Genomic DNA, 23,274 nt, shown 5'->3' with positions numbered 1-23,274 from the left:
GACCGCCGGGGCCCAGGGATCGCGCGCCACCTGTTCTTCGAACAACTGCTGCAGGCAACGCGGCGGTTCACCCGGCGGGGTCACCCTGTTCCATTCTTCCAACAGGCGATGGCGTTCCTCGGCACCGATCACCGAGTCACTGTCGAGATGACGCTCGGGTGCTTCCAGGCACTGTCCGAGCAGATCGAGGTAGTTGTCGCGCAGACGGGTCATGGTGTCTTCCTTGAACAGATCGACCGAGTAGTTCCACAGCAGTGACAGCGTGTCCGGATTGTCGGAGTTGCCGGTCCGGGTACCCCGGGGAATCAGCACCACCTCCAGGTCGAACTTCGCGGTCTGGTTGCTGTAGGCCTCGAACAGCGAGAGATCGAATCCCGGTCCCTTGAGCGCTGGGGTCTGCGAGTTGTGGAAACTGAAGGCCACCTGGAACAGCGGGTTGCGCGACAGCGAGCGGCTGGGCTGGAACTCGCGCACCAGCCTTTCGAAGGGCAGGCTTTCGTGGTCGTAGACATCCAGCGCACGCTCGGCGGTGCGCCGCAGCAGTTGGCGAAAGCTCGGCGCGCCGCTGAGATCGGCGCGAATCACCACGCTGTTGACGAACATCCCCAGGCAGCGTTCATGGGCCACCGATTTGCGGTTGGCCACCGCCGAGCCGACCAGGAAGTCCTCGATGCCGCAGCGCCGTCCCAGCCAGAGTTGGAACACTGTGAACAAGGTGGTGAAGACCGTGACCCCTTCGGCCTCGCTGAACTGGCGCAGTTTCGCGGCCAGGGCGGCGGGCAGCTCGCAGCGCAGTTGCCGGCCGCGGCCGCTGCGTTGGGCCGGCCGGGGAAAGTCGGTCGGCAACGGCAAGGTAAAGGGGGCGTCGCGCAGTTGCTCCTTCCAGAACAGCAACTGCCGGTCGTACTCGGCTTCGGCCGCCGCGCTCTGTTGCCAGCGGGCATAGTCGCCGTATTGCGCGCCCGGCGGGGGCAACGGGTCCTGGCGCTCGCCGTGATGAAACTGATAGAGGTGTAGCAGTTCTTCGAGAAAAAGGTTCGCGCTCCAGCCGTCGTGGACGAAATGGTGTTCGATATGCACCAGCGCGTAGGAATCGACGCCACGCCTGACCAACAGCCAGCGCACCAGCGGCAGGCTCGCCACGTCGATGTCGCGCTGTACCTCTGCGCTGACCCGGGCGTTGAAGGCCGGCTCGTTGTCCGCGGGAATATCGATGCAGGTCAGCGCGGCACGCGCCTGCTCATGGATGCGCTGGTACGGCACGCCTTCACCATCGGCGTGAAAGGTGGTGCGGAAAATCTCGTGGCGGGCGACGATCTCGTCCAGGCAGCGCTGCAGCAGCGCCACCTCGATATGGCCCTGGATACTGATCACGCTCTGGGCGTGATAGGCACGGGCATCGGACACCTTGTTCAACCACCAGACGCCACTCTGCTGGTAGGACAACGGTGCGATCGGCGAGGCCCCGACAGTGGCCGGCGCTTGCGGCGCACTCTCCGTCATCGGCTCACTCAGCCGCTGTGCCACCTGGTGCAGCGTGCTTTCGAGAAACAGGCTCTTGAGCGGCAGGATGCGCCCGCCCTGCTCGCGAACCCGCACGCTGATCTGCAGGGCGCTGAGGGAGTCACCGCCGAGGGCGAGGAAATTGTCCTCGCGCCCGACCCGCTCGACCTTCAGCACCTCGGCCCAGATATCGGCCAGCCATTGTTCCAGCTCGCTCTGCGGTGGCACGTATGCGCTGCTGATCAACGCCGCGGCATCCGGCACCGGCAGAGCCTGGCGATCCAGCTTGCCGTTGCTGTTCAGCGGCCACCGCGGCAGGCGCACGCAGGCCGCCGGCAACATATGTGCGGGCAATGTCCGGCGGGCGTGCTCACGCAACCGGCGTGGGCTGATCTCGCTGTCCGCCAGGTAGTAGGCCACCAGCCGGCGTTCACCGGGCGTGTCCTCGCGGGCGATCACCAGGGCTTCTTCGACTCCCGGCAGACGCTCCAGGCAGGCTTCGATCTCACCGGGCTCGATGCGGAATCCGCGGACCTTGACCTGGAAATCGCAGCGCCCGAGAAACAGCAATTGGCCGTCGGCGTCGAAGCGGGCGAGATCGCCGGTGCGGTACAGGCGTTCGCCCGCCACGAAGGGGCTGTCGACAAATCGCTCGGCGCTCAATTCGGCGCGGTTCAGGTAGCCCCGCGCCACGCCGATGCCGCCGATAAACAGCTCGCCGACTTCGCCCATGCGCACCGGAACGCCCGACTCGTCCAGCAGGACAACACTGGCCCGGTCGATTGGTTCGCCGATGGGCACCGGGCAATCAGGGTCGTGCTGTTCATCGCAACGATACACCGTGGCCCAGATGGTTGTTTCGGTCGGCCCGTAGGCATTGAACAGGCGCCGCCCCGCCGCCCAGCTCGCCGCCAGTGCCGGGTTCGGCGATTCGCCGGCCAATACCAGCGTGGTCAGCGCCGGCAATGCGCCCGGTTCGCCCAGCCCGGCGAGTACCAGCGGTGGCAGGGTCGCGTGGCTGATATGGCGCTCGCGCAGCAGGCTCGCCAGGCTGTCGCCCAGCAGCAAGGTGCCGGGTTCGGCGATTTCCAGGCAGGCGCCGTGGGTCAGGGCCATGACCCATTCGAACACAGAGGCATCGAAACTGAACGAGGCGAATTGCAGCACGCGGGATCCGGGGCCGACCGCGAAGAGCGGGCCCTGGACCCGGGCCAGGTTGACCAGCCCGCGATGCTCGACCATCACGCCCTTGGGCGTGCCGGTGGAACCGGAGGTGTAGATCACATAAGCCAGGTGGCGATCATGCAGGCCGAGGGTTTCGGCAAGTGGGTTGTCCGTCGGGCAATCGGCCCAGGCGGATTCGTCCCGCAGATCCAGCACTGCCAGCTCCAGGGCCGTGGGTGCTGCCGCCAGGGACTCCAGGGCCGTCGCGTGGGTCAAGAGCAGTCGCGGCGCGCAATCGGCGAGCATGTGCGCCAGGCGTTGCGCGGGATAAGCGGGATCGAGGGGGACGTAGGCGCCGCCGGCCTTGAGCACTGCCAGCACGCCGACCAGCATCTGCGGCGAGCGCTCCAGGCACACGGCGACCCGTGTGTCGAGCCCGACGCCGAGTGAGCGCAGATGGTGCGCCAGGCGGTTGGCCCGGGTATTGAGTTGGTCGTAGCTCAGGACCTGGCCCATGAAACCCAGCGCCGGGGCCGAGGGATCACGCAGTACCTGGGATTCGAACAGTTGCTGGATAAGCGCGGTGTCCGGTTCTCTGACCAATTCAAGCCTCTCATTCCATTGGAGGATCAACGATTGGCGACGAACCTGCGCGGGGATGACAGCGCTAGGGTCGACCCGATCGGCTGCGACTGCCCGGTCTGTGGCGACCTGTGGCAGTCCTTTACGCCGGCAGGGATTGTGGCCCTCGGCGCGGGTGGATAATAACCATGATTTTCACTGCCTGGGAATATAAAGTTACATTTGCCCGTGCAGTGTTTTGGCCGCCGGGAGCAACCCCCGGAATTTTCGATAACGGCTCTGCAGGACCGATCGTTGGCCTGCGTCGGGGAAGTAGCGGGCCTTGACCGGCAGTCCCGCCTGCGACAGTTCGGCGCCCTGCCCTATGGCCAGGAAACCGAGTTTGGCGGCCCCGATGCAGGCGCTGAGTTCACTGCCCTGCAGGGTGAATATTTCCCGTTCGAGGATATTGGCCAGCAACTGGGCCCAGTACTCGCTTCGTGCCCCACCCCCGACCAGCGCGCAACGCTCCACGGTCGCACCGGCCGACAGCACGGCGTTCATCGCATCCAGCAGGCCAAAGCCGACCCCTTCGAGCACTGCATAGCCGAGCATCGCCGGCACGCAGTCATGGCCCAGGCCCATGAAGCCGCCGCGCAGCAACGGGTCGTCATGGGGCGTGCGTTCGCCGGCCAGGTAAGGCAGGAACAGCGGGTTGTCGGGCGGCACCGGCCGATCCATGGGCAGGGTTGCCTGGATCTGCTGCAACAGCGCGGCCTCATCGGCAAAGCCCAGCAGGCGCGTGACCCAGCGCAGGCAACTGGCCCCGGCGAGCATCGCGCCCATGGTGTACCAGCGTTGCGGCAAGGCATGGCAGAAACTGTGGACCGCACTGGCGGGATTGCCCGCCGCGTGGTCGGTGATCGCGACGATGGCGGCGCTGGTGCCGAGGGTGACAAAGGCATCGCCCGCGTTGACTGCGCCGATGCCGACCGCCGAGACCGGGTTGTCGCCGCCGCCTCCGGCGATCACCAACCCGGCCGGCAAGCCGATCTGCAACGCCGCCGGTGCGTTCAGTACGGTGCAGGCCGCCGGCCCCTCGACCAGTCGCGGCATCTGCCCCGGTTCAAGCCCGGTGGCGCGGAGCATCGGCGCGTACCAGTCGCGGCGGGCGACATCCAGCCACAAGGTGCCGGCGGCATCCGAGACATCGCTGATGCGTTCGCCGCTCAGGCACAGGCGCAGGTAGTCCTTGGGCGACAGGACACAATCGATCGCCTGGAATACCCGCGGCTCGTGTTGTTGCAGCCAGAGCAGTTTCGGCGCCGTCAGGCCGGCCATCGGCAGGCTGCCGGTGACTTCGGCAAACTCCGGGTAGTCGCGGCCCAGGCTTTCGGCCTGGGCCATGGCCCGCGAGTCATCCCAGAGGATCGCCGGGTACAGCACGCGGTCGTCGTCGCCCAGCAGCACCGCGCCATGCATCTGTCCCGACAGGCCGATGCAGCGGACGCGGCCATAGGCGTCGGGCTGGGCCTGGCGCAGTTGTGCCAGGGCCGCCAGGCAGGCCTGCCACCAGTCCCGCGGGTCCTGCTCGGACCAGCCGCCCTGCCGGCGCGCCACCGTCAGGCGGACACCGGCATGGCCCAGTACGCTGCCGTCGCCATCCAGCAGGATGGCCTTGAGTTCCGAGGTGCCGAGGTCGATGCCGAGGGAGACGGGACTGCTCATCTACATTCACTTCCATCCAGCGGGCCGCCTATGGGCAGCCACATGAGTTGCGAATCCGCAGGGTCGGGGCCAGGTGTACGGTCTGCCGTTGCGCCTCGGGGGCTTCAATGCGCTTGAGCAACAGGTTGACGGCCTCGGCCCCGAGGGCCTTGACCGGTTGGGCGATCAGGGTCAGGCGCGGGACGAAGAAGTCCGCCCAGTCGAAATCGTCGAAGCCGACCAGGGCCATCTGTCCGGGTACTTCGACCTGGGCATCACGCAAGGCGTGCATGGCACCCAGGGTCATCAGGTTGTTGGCGGCCATGATCGCCGTCGGTGGCGATTGCAGGGCCAGCAGTTGCGCGGTGGCCAGGCGCGCCGGTTCGCTGTCCGAACCGCCGTTGACCAGCAAGGCGCGATCAAAGGGCAGTCCGGCCTTGTCCAGCGCCGCCTGGTAGCCTTCGACCCGCTCGTCCGTGGTGCTGAAGCCCGGGCGACCGGCAATGAAGCCGATGCGTCGATGTCCATGGTCGATCAGGTGCCTCACCAGTTCCTCGGTCGAGCGCCGGTTTTCCACGCCGACCTGGTCGAAGCCCGCGGTGACCAGGCGGTCGACCAGGACCGCCGGAATCTCGTTTTCCAGCAGGTAGTTGAGAGCCAGTTCCCGTGAACCGCTCGACGGCGCCAGCAGGATGCCATCGACCCGTCGATGATGCAGCGCCTTGACCACCCGCAGTTCCTGTTCGGGATCGTCATGGGTATCGACGAACAGCATCATGATGCCGTGCTTGGCGCACTCGGTTTCAATCGCGTGCACCGTTTCGCTGAAGTAATGGTTGGACAGCGCCGAGATCGCCACGCCGATGGTATGGGTTCGCGAACGCGCCAGCGAGCGGGCCAGCGTGTTCGGGATATAGCCCAGTTGCTCGATCGCCAGTTCGACCGCCCGCACCGTCGCCGGGCTGACCTTGCGTGTGCCGTTGAGCACATGCGAGACGGTCGAGGTCGAGACCCTGGCGATCTTCGCCACGTCATCCATGGTCACCACGTTGCTGCCTCCCTCCCCTTATCGACTCAATGCTTGCTGGACCAGCCGGTGTAGGAACCTACATTCTCGCGGGTGATCAGCTTCGGCGTCAGTTGGGTCACTTCCTGGGCCGGTGGCTTGTCATTGAGCAGATCGTTGCCGATAGTCACCGCGGTCTGGGCCATGGCCCAGGGATCCTGGCTGGCGGAGGCCTGGATCGAGGTCTCGGTCTTCAGCGCGTTCTCGATATCCGGCGCGCCGTCCACCGAGGTGATGATGATGCCGCTGCGCTTCAGTTGCCTGGCGGCCAGGTCGCTGCCGATGGCCTGCGGGTCATTGATGGCGAACAGACCGTCGATTTTCGGGAAGCGCGTCAGGTAGCCCTGCATGGCGTTCAGGCCGCCTTCACGGGAGCCCTTGCCGTCCTGGTCATCGGACAGCACCTTGATCCCCGGTGCCGCGGCCAGCGCGGCCTTGCAGCCACTGACGCGGTCGGTGACCGCCGTTACCTGCGGGCCGTTCTGGATGATCACATTGCCCTTGCCGGCCAGCTTGTCGACGATGAACTGGCAGGCCAGCTTGCCGGCCTCGACGTTGTCGGTCTGCACCGTGGCATTCACACCCCGGGCGTTGACGTCCACGGCGACCACGACTATCCCGGCCTTGCGGGCTTTCTTGATGGCCGACTCGATGGCCGCCGGATCGACCGCGTTCAGCAGGATCAGGTCGACGCCGGCGGAGATGAAGTTGTCGATCTGGGTGAATTGCTTGCTCAGGTCATAGTCGGCCGAGACCGAGGTGACCTTGACATTCGGGTTCAGCTCCAGCGCCCGGGCCTTGGCACCGTCGGCCAGGGTCACGAAGTATGGATTGCCGAGCGAACCCAGGCTGATGCCCACCGATTTCAGTTCACGGGCACAGGCGCCCTGGGACAGCAACGCGGCCAGGCTCAGGGACAGGACAGCGGGAAACATGCGTTTGAAGTTCATGATTGCTCTCTTGTGATTATTGTTGAAGCGTCTGTACGTCGATATTCGTGAGGCAGGTCAGGTACGGGCCCCGGACTGGCGATAGCGATCCAGGGCCACCGCGCCGATGATGACGATGCCCTTGATGATGTACTGCCAGATATCGGAGACGCCGAGCAGCACCAGGCCATTGGTCAGCACGGCGATGATCAGCGCACCGATCAGGGTGCCGCCGATGGTGCCGACGCCGCCGGTAAAGCTGGTGCCGCCGAGGATCACCGCGGCAATCGCATCGAGTTCGTAGGATTGCCCCAGTTGCAGGCCGTTGGCGGCGAACAGGCGCGAGGCGCTCATCACCGCGCCCAGTCCCGCCAGGGCGCCGGAGAGTGCATAGACGAACAGCAGCACTTTCCACACCTTGATCCCGGATAGCCGGGCCGCTTCGGGGTTGCCGCCGACTGAATAGATCTGCACGCCGATCACGGTGCGGCGCAGGATGAACCACGACAGCCCGACCACGCAAACCGCGATCACCACCAGCCAGGGCACGCCGAGGATCGAGTCGTTGCCGATAAAGGCGAATGGCAGGTCGGGGTTGAACACGGTCTTGTCGTCGGCCAGCAGCCGGGCCAGGCCACGCATGGCGGTCAGGGCACCGAGGGTGACGATGAATGGCGGCAGGCGCATGAAGGCGATCAACCCGCCGTTGACCAGCCCCAGCAACAGGCCGCAGCCGACCCCGGCGAGGATCCCGAGCATGCCGAACTGCGGCGACAACGAGGCCTGCAGGGCCACCACCGCCGAAGCGGCGAGAATCGAGCCCACCGACAGGTCGATGCCGGCGGTCAGGATGACAAAGGTCATGCCGGCGGCCAGCACCACATTGACCGAGGCCTGCTGGGTGATGATCGACAGGTTCTGCACGGTCATGAAGTTTTCGCTGGCCAGGGCGAAACCCACCAGCAGCAGGATCAGTACCGGCAGCATGCCCACCGTGCGCATCAGTTCACGCATGCGCTCCCCCTTGCCGATCGTTTGCAGCGGATTGCCTACGGTCAGCGCCATAGTGTTCGTCTCCACGGGTTTCTGTTGAGGGATGGGCCGTTGCGGATTGCCGGAGTCAGCCATGGGCGGCCACCTGCTCGCCACCGGTGGCCAGTTCGATAATGGCTTCCTGGGATATTTCCCGACCCGACGTGCCGCCCACTTCGGCCACCAGCCGGCCTTCACGCATGATCATCACGCGGTCACAGGTGCCGATGATTTCCGGCAGTTCGCTGGAGATCACCAGGATGCCGACGCCGGCCTTGGCCAGTTCGTTGATGATCCGGTAGATCTCCGATTTCGAGCCGATATCCACGCCACGGGTGGGCTCGTCGAGGATCAGCACATGGGGCTTGACCTCCAGCAGGCGCGCCAGCAGTACCTTCTGCTGGTTGCCGCCGGACAGGGCGCCGACACTGACCTTGCCCGAGGCGACCCGGATCGACAGCGACTTGATCGCGGCCACCGCGCGCCGTGCCGCGCTGGCGCGGTCGAGCACGCCACCGGCATGGGCATCGGGGACGCAGGCACAGACATTGATGTTGTCGTTCACGCTCATGTCGAGGAACAGGCCCTGGGCCTTGCGGTCCTCGGTGAGGTAGACCACGCCGGCACGGATCGCATCCGTCGGGTGGCGCAAGGGCGTTACCGGCCGTCCCGCGACTTCGAGGGTGCCGGTAAGGCGTGGATCGGCGGCGAAGATCAGCCGGGCCAGTTCGGTGCGCCCTGCCCCCACCAGTCCGGCAATCCCCAGCACCTCGCCGGCATGCAGGTCGAAGCTGCATGGCTGCACGCGCTTGCCGTCCGCCATGTCGCGCACCCGCATGACCACGTCTCCGGGGGCGTAGGCCGCGTGCTCCTTCTTGTAGAAACCCGACAGGTCGCGACCGACCATCATCTTGACCAGGGTTTCCGCCGACAGCCCGTCGCGCTCCAGCATGCCGACGTACTCGCCGTCACGCAGCACCGAGACGCGGTCCGACAGTTCGTAGATTTCGGCCATGCGATGGCTGATATAGATGATTGCGAGGCCCTGTTCGCGCAATTGCTTGATCAGCGCGAACAGGCGGTCGGTTTCCCGGGAGGACAGCGGCGTGGTCGGTTCGTCCATCACCAGGATCCGGGCGTGGGCATGCAGGGCCCGGGCGATTTCCACCAGTTGGCGTTCGGCGATGGACAAGCTGCTGACCAGGGTCGCGGCCTTGAACTCGGCCCCGAGGCGCGCCAGCACTTCGACGCAACCGGCTTCCATTGCCTTGCGGTCGATGGTCCAGCCGTGGCGCAGCTCGCGGCCGAGATAGATGTTCTCGGCCACGCTCAGGTTCGGGCACAGGCTCAGTTCCTGGTAGATCACGGCAATGCCATGGATCTTGGCCGTGCTCGGGTCGAAGCTGGCGATGACCTGGCCGCCGATGCGGATTTCACCGCCGGCATCGGCCTGGTAGGCGCCGGAGAGGATCTTCATCAGCGTCGACTTGCCGGCACCGTTCTCCCCCATCAGCGCGTGGATTTCCCCGGCATAGACTTTCAGGCCGACGTTTTTCAGTACGCGCAGGCCGTTGAAGGTCTTGGAGATACCATGCATTTCGAGCAGCGGAACAGGGATTGCGGCGGGGCTCATGGACAGGCCCTCGCGGCAGCGGTCAGCGCGGGCGGCTGAGGAGAACGGCAAAAAAAGCGTAATACCTGACCCAGCAAGAGATCCATTTTTACACCCGGAATTTTTATTTTTATACCTGAGCCATACCGGGGAACGTGCCCTGGCTGACCTGATTGAAATAAAATGTAATCAGATAAAATTGTTTACGCAAGCGCTTGCGCAGGCGATTTCATCAAAGGTTAAACGTTTCATCATGGGATTTTTTGCTGAAGACCGTTACGTACAGGCTTGAGCTCCGTGTCAGGGAAGCGGACGCGGAGCGTCCTGGGCGGCATTCCCACGCGGAGCGTGGGAACGATCGATCAGGGATTTTTTGCTGAAGGCCGTTGCGCAGGGGCTGGGGCTTGGCGTCAGGGAGGCGGACGCGGAGCGTCCGGGGAGGCATTCACACGCGGAGCGTGGGAACGATCGGTCAGGGATTTTTTGCTGAAGGCCGTTGCGCAGGGGCTGGGGCTCCGTGTCAGGGGGCGGACGCGGAGCGTCCGGGGAGGCATTCCCATGCGGAGCGTGGGAACGATCGATCAGGTTTTTTTTGCTGAGGGGCGTTGGACGGGCTGGGGCTCCTCGTCAGGGAGGCGGACGCGGAGCGTGGGAGCGATCGATGGAGAGCAGGCGCCGATCGTTCCCACGCTCTGCGTGGGAATGCAGCCAGTGACGCTCCGCGTCACAAGATCGGAAGCGTTACCGGGCCAGTCGGGTGAAGACGTAGTCCCGGTCCTTTACCAGCGCCTGATGGCAGGCAAAGCAGGTTTCATGCTGGGTCACGTCCGCCGGCTTGCCGTTGATGAAACGGCCAAAACCCCAGCCGCCGGTGCTGGCATATTTCTTCGAGTCCTTGACCATGAATTGCACCGTGGTCGCCTCTCCCGGCACCAGGGCAGCCGCGGCTTCCGCCGATTGCATATGCTTCCAGGCCAGCTTGGCGAGCACGGTGCCGTCCGGAAACGGCAAGGTATCGTTCGCCCGGTAGGCCTTGAGCGCCGTGGGGTTGCCGAGTATCACGCGCAGTTCGTTCAGCGGCGGACCTTGCAGCGACGGTGCCACCAGCTCCCACTGGCGATAGCCGTCAGGGATGGTCACGCCATAGATGGGCGAGGCATTTTTCTGGGCGGCCTCACCGGACGAACCCGGCGTCGCCAGCACGATACCCACCGACAACGCCATGCCAGCGCCCAACAAACCTGCATAAAGCCATTTCATATCATCGTTTCCCGTTTGCCCGGCCGTTTCAGCAGCAACGTGTCGTGCACTTGCGGCTGTTGTAGCGCGCTTCCTGGCGCTCGCGGAAAAACACCTCGTAGCTCATCACCGGCTGTTCCGGGTGTCGGCTCGCCATCAGGGCGACATAGGCATCGTAATCCGGCACGCCGACCATCGAGCGCGCGATCTGGCGCAGGGTCCGCAGGCTGGCTTGGGCTTGTTTGAACATGGACTGCACTCCGCATGACGGGAAAGCCCGAGGAAACTCGGGGCCTTGAACGGGAGCAGTTAAGCGCGGGAATGTATCCGGGAAGTGTCCCGGATCGCCCGATAAGTTGCATGGTGTATCAAAGGGTTATCTGTACACACTGTGATACAACATGAACGCGACGAGGGGCGATTCAGTTGTGGGAGCCGGCTTGCCGGCGAAAGCGCCGGGATAGACGCCGCAAGACCCTAGGGCCTCTTCGCCGGCAAGCCGGCTCCCACAGGGCAGAAAGCCTCAGTGCATATCACCATGATCATGCATGGGCATTTCGTTGAGCGCACGGGCGGTGGCCTTGACCTCGACCGACTCCTTGACCCCCTTGGCGTTCTCCACCACCAGGGTCAGCGGGACACTGTCGCCCTCCTTCACCTGCCCGACCAGGTCGATCAACATCACGTGATAGCCCTCGGGGTCGATGCTGACCGCCTTGCCGGCCGGCAGCGCTACCGAGTCCACCGGCTCCATGCTCATGATGTCGTTCTGCATCTTGGATTCATGGATCTGCACGGTCTTGGCCACTGGCGACCTGGCCTCGAGCAACTTGCCGCCCTCGGTCGAGGTAATGCGCATGAACGCACCGGTGGAAGGTTGTCCCGGCACCGTGGCACGGACCCAGGCATCTTCCACCAGGGTCTGCGCGGAAGCGTGCAGGCTGAGCGTTCCAAGAATGGAAAAAGCAATATATTTCAAAGAGTTCATTTCAATATCTCGAATGATTCTAGAGTCGGTCAGCAGACTGACATGACCGTGAGCAGATCGTCCGCGCATTGCTGGGCCGACAACGACGGCGACAGCCCCAGGCGCAGTTGGCCGCGGGTGTCGTAGACAAAGCTGGTAGCGGTATGGGACATGGTGTAGGTCGAGCCCGCAGGGATCTTCTCGTAGAACACCTTGAACTCCTTGGCCGTCTGCGCGGTTTCCTCCAGGGTGCCGTACAGGGCGACGAAGCTCGGGTCGAAGGCCTTGACGTAGGCGTCGAGCACCTGGGGGGTGTCGCGCTCCGGATCGACGGTGATGAACACCACCTGCAAGCGGTCGCCATCGGGGCCCATCAGTTTCTTGGCGCGGGCGGCACGGGCCAGTGCCGTGGGACACACGGCGGGACACTGGGTGAAGCCGAAGAAGATCATCGGCATCATCCCGCCGAAGCTGCCGAGCATGGTGACGTTGCCCTGGGTGTCCTTGAGCTTGAACTTGCGCCCGAGGATTTCGTCGCTCAGGTCCTTGCCGTACTTGTACGACAGTTTGGGCGAGCTGTCGCAACCGGCCAGCAATCCGAGACTCAGGAGCCCGAGGCCGGCAACGACCTGGCGGCGAGTCAGTAACTCATTCATGTAAAGGGCCCTCTAGGTAGCCTTTTTGTAACGCAGGTATGCAACGCAAGCTGTCGTGACCCGGGAACTCCGGCGAGGAGCGTTCGAGGTCGGGCGCCGACAGCGATTGGCAATGAAGGTCAGGCGCGCAACTGCGGTGGCGCCCGGGAGCGGGAGCCTGGAAAGATCGGCGCGGCGGCCTGTTGCGCAGTGAATGTCAGGGCCGGGAAGCTGATCGGTCGGATGCCCAGGTAACCCAGGGCGGCATGGGAGTCAGCCAGCGCCGGATGCTGGAACAGCAGCGAGCAGTAGCCGCACTTTTCCCAGAGCTGGATATGGTGGGGGGCCGGATCGGTACTGCGTTGGGACGCCAGGTCGGCGCCGGCGACGTAGCCCTCTGGCAGATCGCCGCAGATATCGCTCAGGTCCGCCTGCGGGCCATGGGCCTGGCCCGCCCCCTGCCCGATCAACGGCCCGGCGAACACCAGCAGCATGGCGAGCAGGCTCAGCCAGGCTCCGGCGTGGCGCCTGAAGGTTCGATGGGGAAGAAAGGAGGTCATGGGCAGGCAATTTAACACTGTCACCCGGCCTGCGTCGGTTGGTGCGACAAAATGGCACATGAGCACGGGCAGTGCCCATGTGCCCTTCGACACCGCGACAGGCTCAGGCCAGCTTGACGTTCATGGTGATCTGCGCGGCAAACACCTTCACGCCCGCCTCGTCGAACGTCTCGACGGCCACCACCTTGTCCCCCGGCGTTTGCCAGTCCACCGCGCTGCCGTCGGCGACAGTGCGCACGTCAGTCTTGGCCTTGGCCAGGTATTCGACGCTCATGCCCTTGGGAATCCAGCGCGCGCCTTCGGGAATCGACACATCGGTCATCACCCCAGCCGCCAGTTCGGCGGCGTTGCACAGGGCAATGGCGTGGACCGTGCCCAGGTGGTTGGTGATTTCCCGGCGGAACGGCACCTGCACCACCGAATGTCCGGCACGCAACTCGCTGATCAGGGGATTGATGGTGCTGAAGTACGGTGCCATCTGACAGGCCATCTGGCTGAATTTTTCCGGACCGGCAGCGGTGAACATGCTCAGGAACTGGCTCATTTTGTGACCTTCTTGGTGGGCGAATGGCTTTACAGAATAATATTCTGTAAAAGAACAATATTCTGTTAGCGGAAAAACTGTCAAGCTAGGCCATTCTTGAACCGGGCCCAGGGGCCCCTTTGCGAACGGTCAGGTTATTGCCCATGGAAAACCCCGATCTGCTGGAACGCTGCTACCCGGGCCGCAGGGCCGAACTGAAACGGGCGATCCTGCGCCAGGCCCTGTCGTGCTTCAACGAACAGGGCATCGAAGCCAGCACCATCGAAACCATCCGTGCCGCCTGCGATACCAGCGTGGGTGCGATCTACCACCATTTCGGCAACAAGGAAGGACTGGTGGCCGCGCTGTTCTTCACCGCGCTGGAAGACCAGGCGCGGCTGCGCGAAACCTTCCTGGCCGAGGCCCGGACACTGAAGGAAGTGCTGCAGGGACTGGTCTACAGCTATGTGGACTGGGTCGACGAACAGCCGCAGTGGGCGCGTTTTCAGTTCCAGGCACGCTTTGTCGTGAGCAAGGGCCCTTTCGCCGAGGAGCTGGCTACCCGCAACAAGGCCCGCAACCGGCAATTGCGCGACTGGCTGGGCGCCACCCGCGACGCGGATGAGGTCAGCGGCGTGCCGAGGGAGCTGCTGCTGTCGCTGATTGTCGGCCCGGCGGAGAACTACTGTCGGGCCTGGCTGGCCGGGCGCGTGCAGAGCTCCCCGCGAACCTACCGCAGTGAACTGGCCGAGGCCGCCTGGAAATCCCTGCAACCCTGACGGGCCGTGTCCGATAAGCGGGCAACCCCCGCCAGTGGCCAGCAACTACGCTCTACTGAGGGAAACCTCCCTCTTTTCAGGAGTGCAGGATCATGCGTAGCGCAGTGCTGGTTCTTTCCGTTGCCCTCTTGCTCCCCGCCGGCTATGCCGTGGCCGGGGTCGATGCGGGCGATGTGGCGACCTCGGCCGGGGTGTCCGCCTCGCTCTATTCCACCTTCAAGAAGGACAAGAAGATGGTGGCGCCTTCCCACGATGACGCCTCCAGCTTCATTGCCAGCGGCGGCGCGATTCGCGGTGCCTACCTGGAAGCGGCCCTGAAGCAGATCCGCCAGGAACATCCGGGCCTGCGGGCCAGTGACCAGGACCTGGCCGAAGCGATCCTGCTGCAACCTTGACCTTGAGGTGATCTGGCCGCCCTTCCTGTGGAGCGGCGGCCAGGGCCTGGTTTCGGCGCGGTCATCCCGACGCCCCCCTGCCAGCCTGCGCCAGGCGTTGCACGGCCCGGTGGATTTCATCCTGGTCCAACGAGGCGAACCCCAGGCGCAAGGCATTCTCCGGCTGGTCCATCGGTGAAAACAGGCGACCGCTGCGCACCACCAGGTTGTGTTCCAGGGCATCCACCACCAGCCGGTCGACATCAAGGCTCTTGTCAAAACCGACCCACAGCGCCAGCCCGCCTTCCGGTTTACGGATGGCGATACGCTCGCCAAACGCTGCCACCAGGCATTCCTGCAAGGTTTCGCGGCGCTGACGATAGGTCTTCGAGACCCGTCGCAGGTGCTTCTTCAGTTCGCCGTCATTGATCAGGTCGGCGAGCATCTTCTGCATCACCGCATCGCCCTGGGACAGGATCAGGGTGGCGCTGCGGTTGAGCACCTCGATCACATTGACCGGCGCCACCACGTAGCTGCAGCGAAAGGTCGAGCCCAGGGGCTTGGACAGCGAACCGATATAGATCACATGGCGTTGCCGGGTATCGCTGGCGAGCGGCAGGTAGGGCCGGCCCTCGAAATGGTACTCATGATCGTAGTCTTCCTCGATCACACAGAAATCGTGGCGCTGGGCCAGGGCCAGCAGCTTCTGTCGACGCTCGGCGCGCAGGCTGACCGTGGTCGGGAACTGGTGATGGGGTGTCAGGTAGATCATCCGGACCCGGTGCAGTTGGCACAGGCCGTCGAGCTGCTCGACCTGGCAGCCTTCGTCGTCGATATCGACGGTGACCAGTCGTGCCCCCAGGGCCCGGAAGATCGCCCAGGCCGGCGGATAACTCAGGCGCTCCACCACTACCACGTCACCCGGCTTGATCAATGCACTGGCCGCCAGGTACAGCGACATCTGCACACCCTGGGTCAGGCAGATATTCTCCGCCGTCACCGACAGGCCGCGATTGTTGCGCAGCATATCGGCCAATGCCGCGCGCAACAGGTAACCGGTGCCCTCGCTGCCATGGCGTACGGTGTTGGAGGTAAAGGTGTCGCGTAGCGCATTGCGATAATAGCGATGCAGCACCGCCTGGGGCAGCAATCGATGATCGGAGGCGCCATTGTCGAAGAACAGGGCCTCGGGCAACCGTTGCATCGCCCTGTCCCGCGGGCCCGGGGTCAGGTACGGCACCGTCGGCTCCGAGAGCAGGCGCGGGACGAAATCCTGCGGCACGTCGCGACTCGACGGCGGGGTTTCCAGCTGCGTGTTGACGAAAGTGCCCCGGCGCGTCTCGCTGACCAGCCAGCCCTTGGTGATGGCCTCCTCATAGGCGAGGATCACTGTCTTGCGGTTGACGTCGAGCAGTTGCGCCATTTCCCGGGTGCCCGGCAACAGGCTGCCGGGGGCCAGCCGCCCCTCGCGGATCGCCGTGACCAGGCCTTCGACAATCTTGCGGTAGGACGCCTGGCCCTGGCTGGCATCGAGGTTGAGCAAGGGGCGCCATTTGCGTAGCTGGACCATCTGAATTATCCAAAACTGGAGGTTCTCATGGTCCTAGTCTATCGCAACAATGAGGACCTTATCCGCGTCGAGGTCCTTATGAACGAACATCGCCATGTCATCGAGCTGTCGCCTTCGGGCAAAACCTTCAGTGCCGGCGACGAGTTGCTGCTCGATGCCATGCTCGCCAGCGGCTTGCCGGTGCCGTTCTCCTGCCGCCGTGGTGCCTGCGGCTCCTGCAAGGTCAAGGTGCTCGACGGCCAGCACCGGGGCAAGGTGCTCGGTGCGAACGACCCGGCGCCCTCCTACCCGCTGGCCGCGGATGAAATGCTGCTGTGCCAGAGCCATGCCTGTGCCGATATGCGCCTGGCGATCCCTGGCTGGTCGCTGGACACGCCGACCCTGGAAATCAGTGCCGTGGTCGCCGGCAAGCGGGCACTGAGCGACGATATCGTCGAATTGGTGCTGCAGCCCGAAACCGACGATCTGCAGGTGCGGGCCGGCCAGTATTTCAAGTTCCGCCTGGCCGACGGCGACAGCCGCTGCTTTTCCGTGGCCAACCTGCCGCAACTGGATCAGGGCCGACTGGTCTTCCATATTCGCCGGGTGCCCGGCGGGGTGTTTTCCGAGGGTATCCTCGAGGCCTTGCAAGGCGGCCAGCGCTTGAACCTGGAAGGCCCGTTCGGCGCCTGTACCTGGCAACCCGACGGTGCACGCCCGGTGCTGCTGTTCGCCACCGGCACAGGCTACGCCGGGATCAAGCCACTGCTGCTGATGGCCCTGGCCGAAGGTGCCGACGTCAGCCTGTACTGGGGCGGTGCCCAAGTGGCGGACTTCTATGATCGGGAATTCCTCGATGCCGCCTGTGCCGCCCAGCCGCGGCTGCGCTGGTTCCCGGTACTGTCGACGCAGGCCCGCTTGCAGGAAGTGGCCCTGCAGCACCCCCATCGCTGGGCGGACGCCCAGGTCTACGCCTGCGGCAACAGCCGGATGATCGCCGACGTGCGCGGACAGTGCCTGGCCGCCGGCTTGCCGGAGCAGCGTTTTGTCGCCGAGGCCTTCGTGACCAGCGGCAGCCTGGGCAATGTCCGCCTGCTCAAGCCGCTGGACCCGGTCTGGGAAAAGGTCGGCCCGCGTTACTCGCTGGACGGTATGCTCGCCGCCCGTGCACAGTCGATGCGGGCCCTGGCGCAGATCGCCAGCAAGCTCAGGGTCGGCATGACCACCGCCGAAGCCCTGGAAATGGCCAACCAGCACCTGCAGGCCATGGGCGCCTCCCATACCTGGCACCCGACCTACGTGCGTTTTGGTCCGGACACCGTGCATGTCCCGCGCAAGGGCGTCGACCTGCAACGCCGCCTGCAAGCGAGCGATATCGCCGTGGTCGACCTCGGTCCGGTCTGGGACGGTTACGAAGGCGACTACGGCGACACCTTTGTCTTCGGTGAGCACCCGTTGCACCAGGCCTGCGTGCAAGCCTTGCACGAGGTCTTCGAGGAGAGCCGCGAGGCCTGGTGCAATGGCCTCAGCGGTCGCGGCCTGTATGACTTCGCCGAAGCCAGCGCGGCCGCCAGGGGCTGGGTGCTGGAACGCAATATCGCCGGCCATCGGTTGTCCGACTTTCCCCATGCCTTGCACGGCCCGGCCAACCTGGCGGATATCGAGATCGTCCCCAGCGAAATGGTCTGGGTCCTGGAAATCCAGCTGAGCCATCCCACCGAACCGGTTGGCGGCTTCTTCGAAGACCTGCTGATCGGCCAGCCCGGTGCGGCCAGGGACGCCGCCACAGGTCGTGCCGTGGCTTGAGCGACGGGATGCGGCCCGGAGCCGTCGAAGCCAAGGGCTGCTACCTTGCTACACAATGGCGCAGCTCCGGGCAACGCCGGCGTATTGCCGGTGCCCTGCCCGGCCTGTCGTGGCCGGCGACCTGACCGAATGCCGGAACGGCCCGGCAAGCCTTCGCCCACTCCCTGCCGCCCGCTGGCCGCCCGGGGGCTTCGCTGATTGACCGAACGCGGCACCGACATCGTTTATCCCCACAGCGCGATCCGACACTGGCGTGGAACCTGCGACCCCTGCCAGCGGCACGAAACCCATCGTTGCCATCATCCCCTTGAACGGAGAGCGTGTTATGCAACTTGCGTGGTTCGACGAAAACTCCCGCCCCCGGACACCGGCCAAGGCCGTACTGGCCGGCCTGCTCCTGAGCCTGTTGCTGCTGTGCGGTATCGCACCGGCCCGAGCGGACATGGGCACCATCGATGACACCTCATCGATCAAGAGCAAGATCCTTTCCAAGGACGTCAAATACACCGTCTACCTGCCACCGGACTACCAGCAGTCGACGCGTTCCTACCCGATCCTCTACCTGCTGCACGGCGGCGATGACGGGCGCTACAACGACTGGTTCATGCAGGACAACCTGGGCAACCTGCTGGATCGGCTGATCCGCGCGGGCAAGATCCCGGCAATGATCGTGGTCACCCCGGATGCCTTGCGCAACGAGGCCAACCAGTACGCCACCTTCTACATGAACGACGCCGACGGGCAGTTTCGCTGGGAGGACATGTTCTTCAACGAGTTCATGCCCGATATCGAGAAGAAATACCGGGTGCTCAAGGAGAAACGCTTCCGCGCCATCGGCGGCCTGTCCATGGGTGGCTTCGGCTCGCTGATCTATGCCTTCAAGCATCCCGACAGCTTTGGTGCCGTCGCCGTGATGAGTGCGGCGCTACGCACCGACGAGCAGATCATCGACATGGACACCGCCGGTTACGAACGGCGCTACGGCCATGGCTGGGGCGTCGGTCTGCAAGGCCAGGCACGCATCAACCCGCACTACCTGGCCTACAACGCGCTGAACCTGCTCAAGACCCTGCCGGTCGAGGACATCAGGAAGACCCGCTACTACCTGGACTGCGGCACCGACGACCGGTTCTTCACCGGCAACAGCGTCCTGCATGCGGAAATGAACAAGCTGGGGGTGCCCAATCGCTTCTCGACCCGTCCCGGTGAGCACAACTACGACTTCTGGACCAGTGGTTCGGAAAATATGCTGACCTTTGTCGGACGCAATTTCCAGGAATTGAAGGTGTTCCCCTGAGCTGAAAAAACCGCTCGCCTGATCGGTTGCTGCCTGCGACCCGCGAATCCGAATGAGACACGGCTCACAAACCCGACATCTTGTTCCGCGGGCCGCCGGTCGGCCTGGCAACCGTTTTCGAAGGTTGTTGTCCATCAGGCAGTCGGTTTTCCGAACACGAATCATTTGTTCGATTCGGACTCCCGAACGAAAAAATATTCAACGCTTCACACCCGTGAAACTATTACTTTAAATTTCATATTGTTACTTTTTTGATACATGTTTTTACGCAATGGCACACAACCTGCTTTCTTCCAACCCAAACAAAAAACTCCGTTGCAAGCCCTCGGCCGACTGCTTCAGCAGAACTGGAAAAGCCGATTGATTGTGCGGAACGAAGGTGTTGATCATGACTCCTAATGGTCCAACATCTCACGGCGATCCCGTTGTTGCCACCCTGGCACTGCCCCGGCAAAGGTCGAAAACCGGCCTCGACGAACTGGATCCGCCCATGGAGGGTAAGACGATGAGCACACTGATTCCAGTAATACGCCACCTGTCCGTTTCCTTGTTGCAGCCGCCCGCCTCTCGCAGGTTTGTGGCCTCTCCACCCCGCCTGCCGCGCCGATCCTGCGGCAACGATTCGCCTTCGTCGGGCCGTCCGCCCGTCTAGCCGATCGATCCGCCTCAGCGGCTCCATGCGCCTGCGTAGCATGAACACATTCATATAAATGAAGCCTGCTGAGCTGACTCTTGGGCGTGTCCTGCGCCCTGTACACCATGCCAAGTACCAACAAAGGCAAGCGCCTGATTGCCGAAAAACTCAATAAACGGTGCCCACATGAAGTTGAGCAACAGCAGCCCTGTAAACATGGACGTCATTCCCCTCAGCCACGTGCAACAGCAAGGAGCGATCTGTTTCGGTCCCTTCACCTTGCTGGCGCGACAGCATCTGCTGTTGAAAGATGGCGAGCCGGTCACCCTGGGCAGCCGGGCCCTGGCCTTGCTGATCGCCATGGTCGAGCGAGCGGGAGAGTTGCTGGAGAAGACCGAGCTGATCGCGTTCGCCTGGCCGAAGATGGTCGTCGAGGAATGCAACCTGCGAGCACAGATCGTCGCCCTGCGGCGCGCCCTCGGCGATGACGGCAACTTCGGCTATATCTCGACGGTGCCGGGTCGCGGGTATCGGTTTGTCGCGCCCATTACCCAGTATGGCGGCAGCCGGCACACCGGCGTCGACGACAGTCCCACAGTGGTCGAAGCGAAATCGGAAGTGAAATCCGAACTGCCCGGGTTGATGACGCCGGTCATCGGTCGCGACGAGATGATCCGCGAGCTCTGCGCCCAGGTGGTCAGCCGGCGTTTCGTGACCCTGACCGGCCCCGGCGGCATCGGCAAGACCACCGTCGCCCTGGCCGTAGCCAATGCCCTGGCCGACGAGTTCCCCCAGGGCAGCTGCTTCATCGACCTGGCGCCGGTGACCGCGCCGCACCTGATTCCCGGCATGCTGGCCTCGGCCCTGCACCTCAACGCGATGGCCGAGGACCCGCTGCAGGGCGTGGTCAGTGCCCTGAACAGCAGTCGCCTGTTGCTGGTCTTCGACAACTGCGAGCACGTCCTGGAAACCGTTGCCGGGCTGATCGAACTACTGTTGCGCCAGGCGCCCCACTGCTGCGTGCTGACCACCAGCCGCGAGCCCCTGCGGGCTACCGGGGAATCGGTGCAGGTTCTCGACTCGCTGCCGCTGCCGGCGCCGGACAGCGACCTGAATGCCGCGCAGGCCCTGGCCTACCCGGCGATCCAACTGTTTGTCGAGCGGGTCCAGGCCCACGATCCCGGCTTCGTCCTCAACGATGCCGACGTCGCGGCGGTGTGCGCCATCTGCCGCAAACTCGACAGCAGCCCGCTGGCGATCGAGATCGCCGCCGCGCGGGTCCGGGCCTTTGGCATCCCGGACCTGGTGAACCTGCTCGACGGCAGTTTCCGCCTGCTGATGACCGGCCGCCGCACCGCCATGCCCCGCCACCGCAGCCTCAGTGCCGCGCTGGACTGGACCTATTCGATTCTCAGCGCGGCCGAACAAGGCATGTTGCGGCAACTGGCCGTGTTTACCGGCGCCTTCACCCTCGCGGCGGTGCGGGCGGTGATCGGCCAGCAAGGACTGGAAGCGCACAACGCCCTGCCGCTGCTGGAAAGCCTGATGGACAAATCCCTGCTCAGCGCCCGCGAAGATGAAGCCGTCAAGCGTTACCGCCTGCTGGAAACCACGCGGGTCTACGCGTTGGAGAAGCTTGCCGAACATGACGAGGCCGGGCAGGTGCACAAGCGCCACGCGCTCTTTACCCGGCAACTGCTGGCCGAGGCCGGGCAGAAGCTCGATAGCCTTTCGCCCGCCGCCTGGATTGCCCTGTACGGTCCGGAAATCAACGCGTTGCGCAGTGCCCTCGACTGGGCCCACGGCGCCGCCGAGCACCTGCTGGCCGTTGAAATCACGCTGGTGGCGGTGCCCCTGTGGTTGCGCCTGGGCCTGCTCAATGAGTGTCGGGGCCAGGTTGAGCGCGGCCTGGCAGAAAACGCCGGGGCCGACGACCTGGCGATTCGTCGCCGGATGCAACTGATGACCGCGCTGGCCACTGTGCTGATGCTCACCTACGGCGCCGGCGAACCGGTGCGCGAGGCCTGGCGGCGGGTGCGCGAGGACGCCCTGGTCCTCGGCGACACCGAGCACAAGCTCAAGGCCCTGTGGGGATTGTGGTCCGATCGCTGCGCCGCCAACCAGTACCGCGAGGCGCTGGAGCTGGCGGAACGCTACAACCTGCTGGCGGAACAGGAGCGGGTCGTCGACTATCCGTTGCTGGGCAAGCGCATGCGCGCCACGGCGTTGTTCTACATGGCCGACCTGCCCGGTGCGCGGCAGAATATCGACGAGGCGATCAGTGCGCCCTGCGCCTCGCATTCGGACGTCATCGAAGCGCACTTCGACCAGCGCATCGCCGCTTATTGCCTGAAGGCCAACGTCTCGCTGCTCGAGGGCCAGGTCGACGAGGCGTTGTTCACCATCGACAGCAATGTCGAAAAGGCCTTGAAACTCAATCATCCGGCGACGCTCTGGTACACCCTCTGCATGAGCACCCTGCCGATTGCCCTGCTGACCGACAACCTGCCCAGCGCCGCCTGCTACCTGAGCCTGCTGCAGGACAGCACGACCCAGCACGACCTGCATATCTGGCGGCTGTTCGGCGACTGTTTCGAAAGCGTCCTGCTGATTCGCCAGGACCACCCGGAACGCGGTGTGCGCCAGCTCGGCGAAGCACTGCGCTTGCTGCGCCTGCAGGCGGACAGCCCGTTGTTCAGCTTTTTCCAGGGCGAATACGCCCTTGGCCTGGCAGCCATCGGCCTGGGCAACGCCGGGCTCGAAGTGCTGGAGGAAACCCTGCAATTGACCCAGGGGCGTCACGAGCGCTGGTATTTACCGGAACTGCTACGGCTCAAGGCCCGCCTGTGCGCGGCGCAGAACAGCGCCACCGCCAACGCCCTGGCCCATTCGTTGCTGTACCAGGCGCTCGCCGAGGCGACCCGGCAGGGCGCGCGGTTCTGGATCGCGCGGATCAATCTCGACCTGGCGCAACTCGACGAACCGCGTCTGCGCCTGGCCAATTACTGAGGCCTGACCTCAAGGGCCCTTTCGCGGGTAAGCCCGCTCCCACAAGTTAATCGCGGACGGCCTGTGGGAGCGGGCTTGCCCGCGAAGAAGCCACCACGGATCTCCCTTCATCCGCCCTGCGCCCAGGGTTTCTTGACAGACGTATTTCACAGCCGTGAAACGTTGTGAGAAGTTGCCAAGAAACCCGCCCGCCGGCCCCTCCAGCACCTACCATCGCCGAAGCAGCACGCCTGCGCCCAGGAGCAGCAACCCCGCGGACTACCGCCAGGCCTTGCCGTGGGCCGACTGTGCGCCCCCGACCAGAAGCCCCCTTCTGGAACGCCAACTG

Annotated in this window: 19 protein-coding genes and 1 pseudogene; 6 read left to right on the top strand and 14 right to left on the bottom strand. The window is 64.4% G+C overall.

All coding sequences use genetic code 11. The features are described 5' to 3' along the window. Positions 1-114: 114 nt before the first annotated feature. From ACL9RJ_RS02345 to ACL9RJ_RS02320, 6 genes and pseudogenes are all read right to left on the bottom strand, one after another. A pseudogene (locus ACL9RJ_RS02345) lies at positions 115-3,270 on the bottom strand (amino acid adenylation domain-containing protein); the annotation flags it as partial. A 195-nt stretch (positions 3,271-3,465) separates the two neighbouring features. Then, positions 3,466-4,956 (bottom strand): xylulokinase, encoded by a 1,491-nt coding sequence (xylB, locus tag ACL9RJ_RS02340; protein WP_212811157.1) that lies wholly within the window; start codon positions 4,954-4,956, stop codon positions 3,466-3,468. A 28-nt stretch (positions 4,957-4,984) separates the two neighbouring features. Beyond that, a complete protein-coding gene (locus tag ACL9RJ_RS02335) occupies positions 4,985-5,983 on the bottom strand; it encodes a LacI family DNA-binding transcriptional regulator (RefSeq protein ID WP_212811158.1) in 999 nt (332 codons plus the stop codon). A gap of 26 nt (positions 5,984-6,009) precedes the next feature. Beyond that, a complete protein-coding gene (locus ACL9RJ_RS02330) occupies positions 6,010-6,951 on the bottom strand; it encodes an ABC transporter substrate-binding protein (protein ID WP_422764823.1) in 942 nt (313 codons plus the stop codon). Between the two features lie 57 nt (positions 6,952-7,008). Beyond that, positions 7,009-7,995, bottom strand: a complete 987-nt coding sequence (locus ACL9RJ_RS02325; protein WP_017128390.1) for an ABC transporter permease subunit — start codon at positions 7,993-7,995, stop codon at positions 7,009-7,011. A gap of 55 nt (positions 7,996-8,050) precedes the next feature. Beyond that, positions 8,051-9,595 carry a sugar ABC transporter ATP-binding protein gene (locus ACL9RJ_RS02320; protein ID WP_042936410.1) on the bottom strand — a complete coding sequence of 515 codons (1,545 nt, stop codon included), beginning with the start codon at positions 9,593-9,595 and terminating at the stop codon, positions 8,051-8,053. On the opposite strand from ACL9RJ_RS02320, the gene ACL9RJ_RS02315 reads away from it, so the two are divergent. Beyond that, positions 9,594-9,866, top strand: coding sequence for a hypothetical protein (locus ACL9RJ_RS02315; protein ID WP_422764822.1), 273 nt, complete (start codon positions 9,594-9,596; stop codon positions 9,864-9,866). The genes ACL9RJ_RS02320 and ACL9RJ_RS02315 overlap by 2 nt on opposite strands. Positions 9,867-10,315: 449 nt before the next feature. Here the strand turns inward: ACL9RJ_RS02315 and ACL9RJ_RS02310 are convergent, their stop codons facing one another. From ACL9RJ_RS02310 to ACL9RJ_RS02285, 6 genes are all read right to left on the bottom strand, one after another. Next, a complete protein-coding gene (locus ACL9RJ_RS02310; RefSeq protein WP_422764821.1) occupies positions 10,316-10,834 on the bottom strand; it encodes a cytochrome P460 family protein in 519 nt (172 codons plus the stop codon). Positions 10,835-10,862: 28 nt separating this feature from the next. Then, positions 10,863-11,063, bottom strand: coding sequence for a YbdD/YjiX family protein (locus ACL9RJ_RS02305; RefSeq protein WP_017128393.1), 201 nt, complete (start codon positions 11,061-11,063; stop codon positions 10,863-10,865). A gap of 273 nt (positions 11,064-11,336) precedes the next feature. Continuing rightward, a complete protein-coding gene (locus ACL9RJ_RS02300) occupies positions 11,337-11,801 on the bottom strand; it encodes a copper chaperone PCu(A)C (protein ID WP_042936412.1) in 465 nt (154 codons plus the stop codon). A 29-nt stretch (positions 11,802-11,830) separates the two neighbouring features. Then, the gene (locus tag ACL9RJ_RS02295) at positions 11,831-12,436 is read right to left on the bottom strand and encodes an SCO family protein (protein ID WP_042936414.1); all 606 of its coding nucleotides are present in this window, start codon (positions 12,434-12,436) and stop codon (positions 11,831-11,833) included. Positions 12,437-12,555: 119 nt separating this feature from the next. Next, a complete protein-coding gene (locus ACL9RJ_RS02290; protein WP_177108902.1) occupies positions 12,556-12,975 on the bottom strand; it encodes a DUF2946 domain-containing protein in 420 nt (139 codons plus the stop codon). A 103-nt stretch (positions 12,976-13,078) separates the two neighbouring features. After that, on the bottom strand, positions 13,079-13,519 hold the full coding sequence (locus ACL9RJ_RS02285; protein ID WP_017128397.1) for a hotdog fold domain-containing protein: 441 nt from the start codon (positions 13,517-13,519) through the stop codon (positions 13,079-13,081). Positions 13,520-13,662: 143 nt separating this feature from the next. Between ACL9RJ_RS02285 and ACL9RJ_RS02280 the strand changes: the two genes are divergently transcribed. Both ACL9RJ_RS02280 and ACL9RJ_RS02275 read left to right on the top strand, forming a co-directional pair. Further along, positions 13,663-14,277, top strand: coding sequence for a TetR/AcrR family transcriptional regulator (locus tag ACL9RJ_RS02280; protein ID WP_017128398.1), 615 nt, complete (start codon positions 13,663-13,665; stop codon positions 14,275-14,277). 92 nt (positions 14,278-14,369) lie between these two features. Continuing rightward, positions 14,370-14,672 (top strand): DUF2388 domain-containing protein, encoded by a 303-nt coding sequence (locus ACL9RJ_RS02275; RefSeq protein ID WP_103032922.1) that lies wholly within the window; start codon positions 14,370-14,372, stop codon positions 14,670-14,672. A gap of 61 nt (positions 14,673-14,733) precedes the next feature. On the opposite strand, the gene ACL9RJ_RS02270 is transcribed toward ACL9RJ_RS02275, so the two are convergent. Beyond that, positions 14,734-16,221 (bottom strand): PLP-dependent aminotransferase family protein, encoded by a 1,488-nt coding sequence (locus ACL9RJ_RS02270; protein WP_178992362.1) that lies wholly within the window; start codon positions 16,219-16,221, stop codon positions 14,734-14,736. On the opposite strand from ACL9RJ_RS02270, the gene ACL9RJ_RS02265 reads away from it, so the two are divergent. After that, positions 16,222-18,006 carry a M24 family metallopeptidase gene (locus ACL9RJ_RS02265; RefSeq protein ID WP_422764935.1) on the top strand — a complete coding sequence of 595 codons (1,785 nt, stop codon included), beginning with the start codon at positions 16,222-16,224 and terminating at the stop codon, positions 18,004-18,006. A gap of 325 nt (positions 18,007-18,331) precedes the next feature. After that, a complete protein-coding gene (locus tag ACL9RJ_RS02260; protein WP_017128402.1) occupies positions 18,332-19,303 on the top strand; it encodes an alpha/beta hydrolase in 972 nt (323 codons plus the stop codon). 702 nt (positions 19,304-20,005) lie between these two features. Here ACL9RJ_RS02260 and ACL9RJ_RS02255 read toward each other — a convergent pair. Further along, positions 20,006-20,155, bottom strand: a complete 150-nt coding sequence (locus tag ACL9RJ_RS02255) for a hypothetical protein (protein WP_158683262.1) — start codon at positions 20,153-20,155, stop codon at positions 20,006-20,008. On the opposite strand from ACL9RJ_RS02255, the gene ACL9RJ_RS02250 reads away from it, so the two are divergent. Continuing rightward, positions 20,154-22,946 (top strand): ATP-binding protein, encoded by a 2,793-nt coding sequence (locus tag ACL9RJ_RS02250; protein WP_422764820.1) that lies wholly within the window; start codon positions 20,154-20,156, stop codon positions 22,944-22,946. The two genes, ACL9RJ_RS02255 and ACL9RJ_RS02250, sit on opposite strands and share 2 nt — an antisense overlap. The last annotated feature ends 328 nt before the right edge of the window (positions 22,947-23,274 follow it).

This window comes from Pseudomonas sp. Mn2068 (genome assembly GCF_049319725.1).
In the GTDB taxonomy this organism is placed as follows: domain Bacteria; phylum Pseudomonadota; class Gammaproteobacteria; order Pseudomonadales; family Pseudomonadaceae; genus Aquipseudomonas; species Aquipseudomonas gingeri.
Note: the sequence above shows the minus strand (reverse complement) of the source record. Positions and strands in the feature narration are given on the sequence as shown.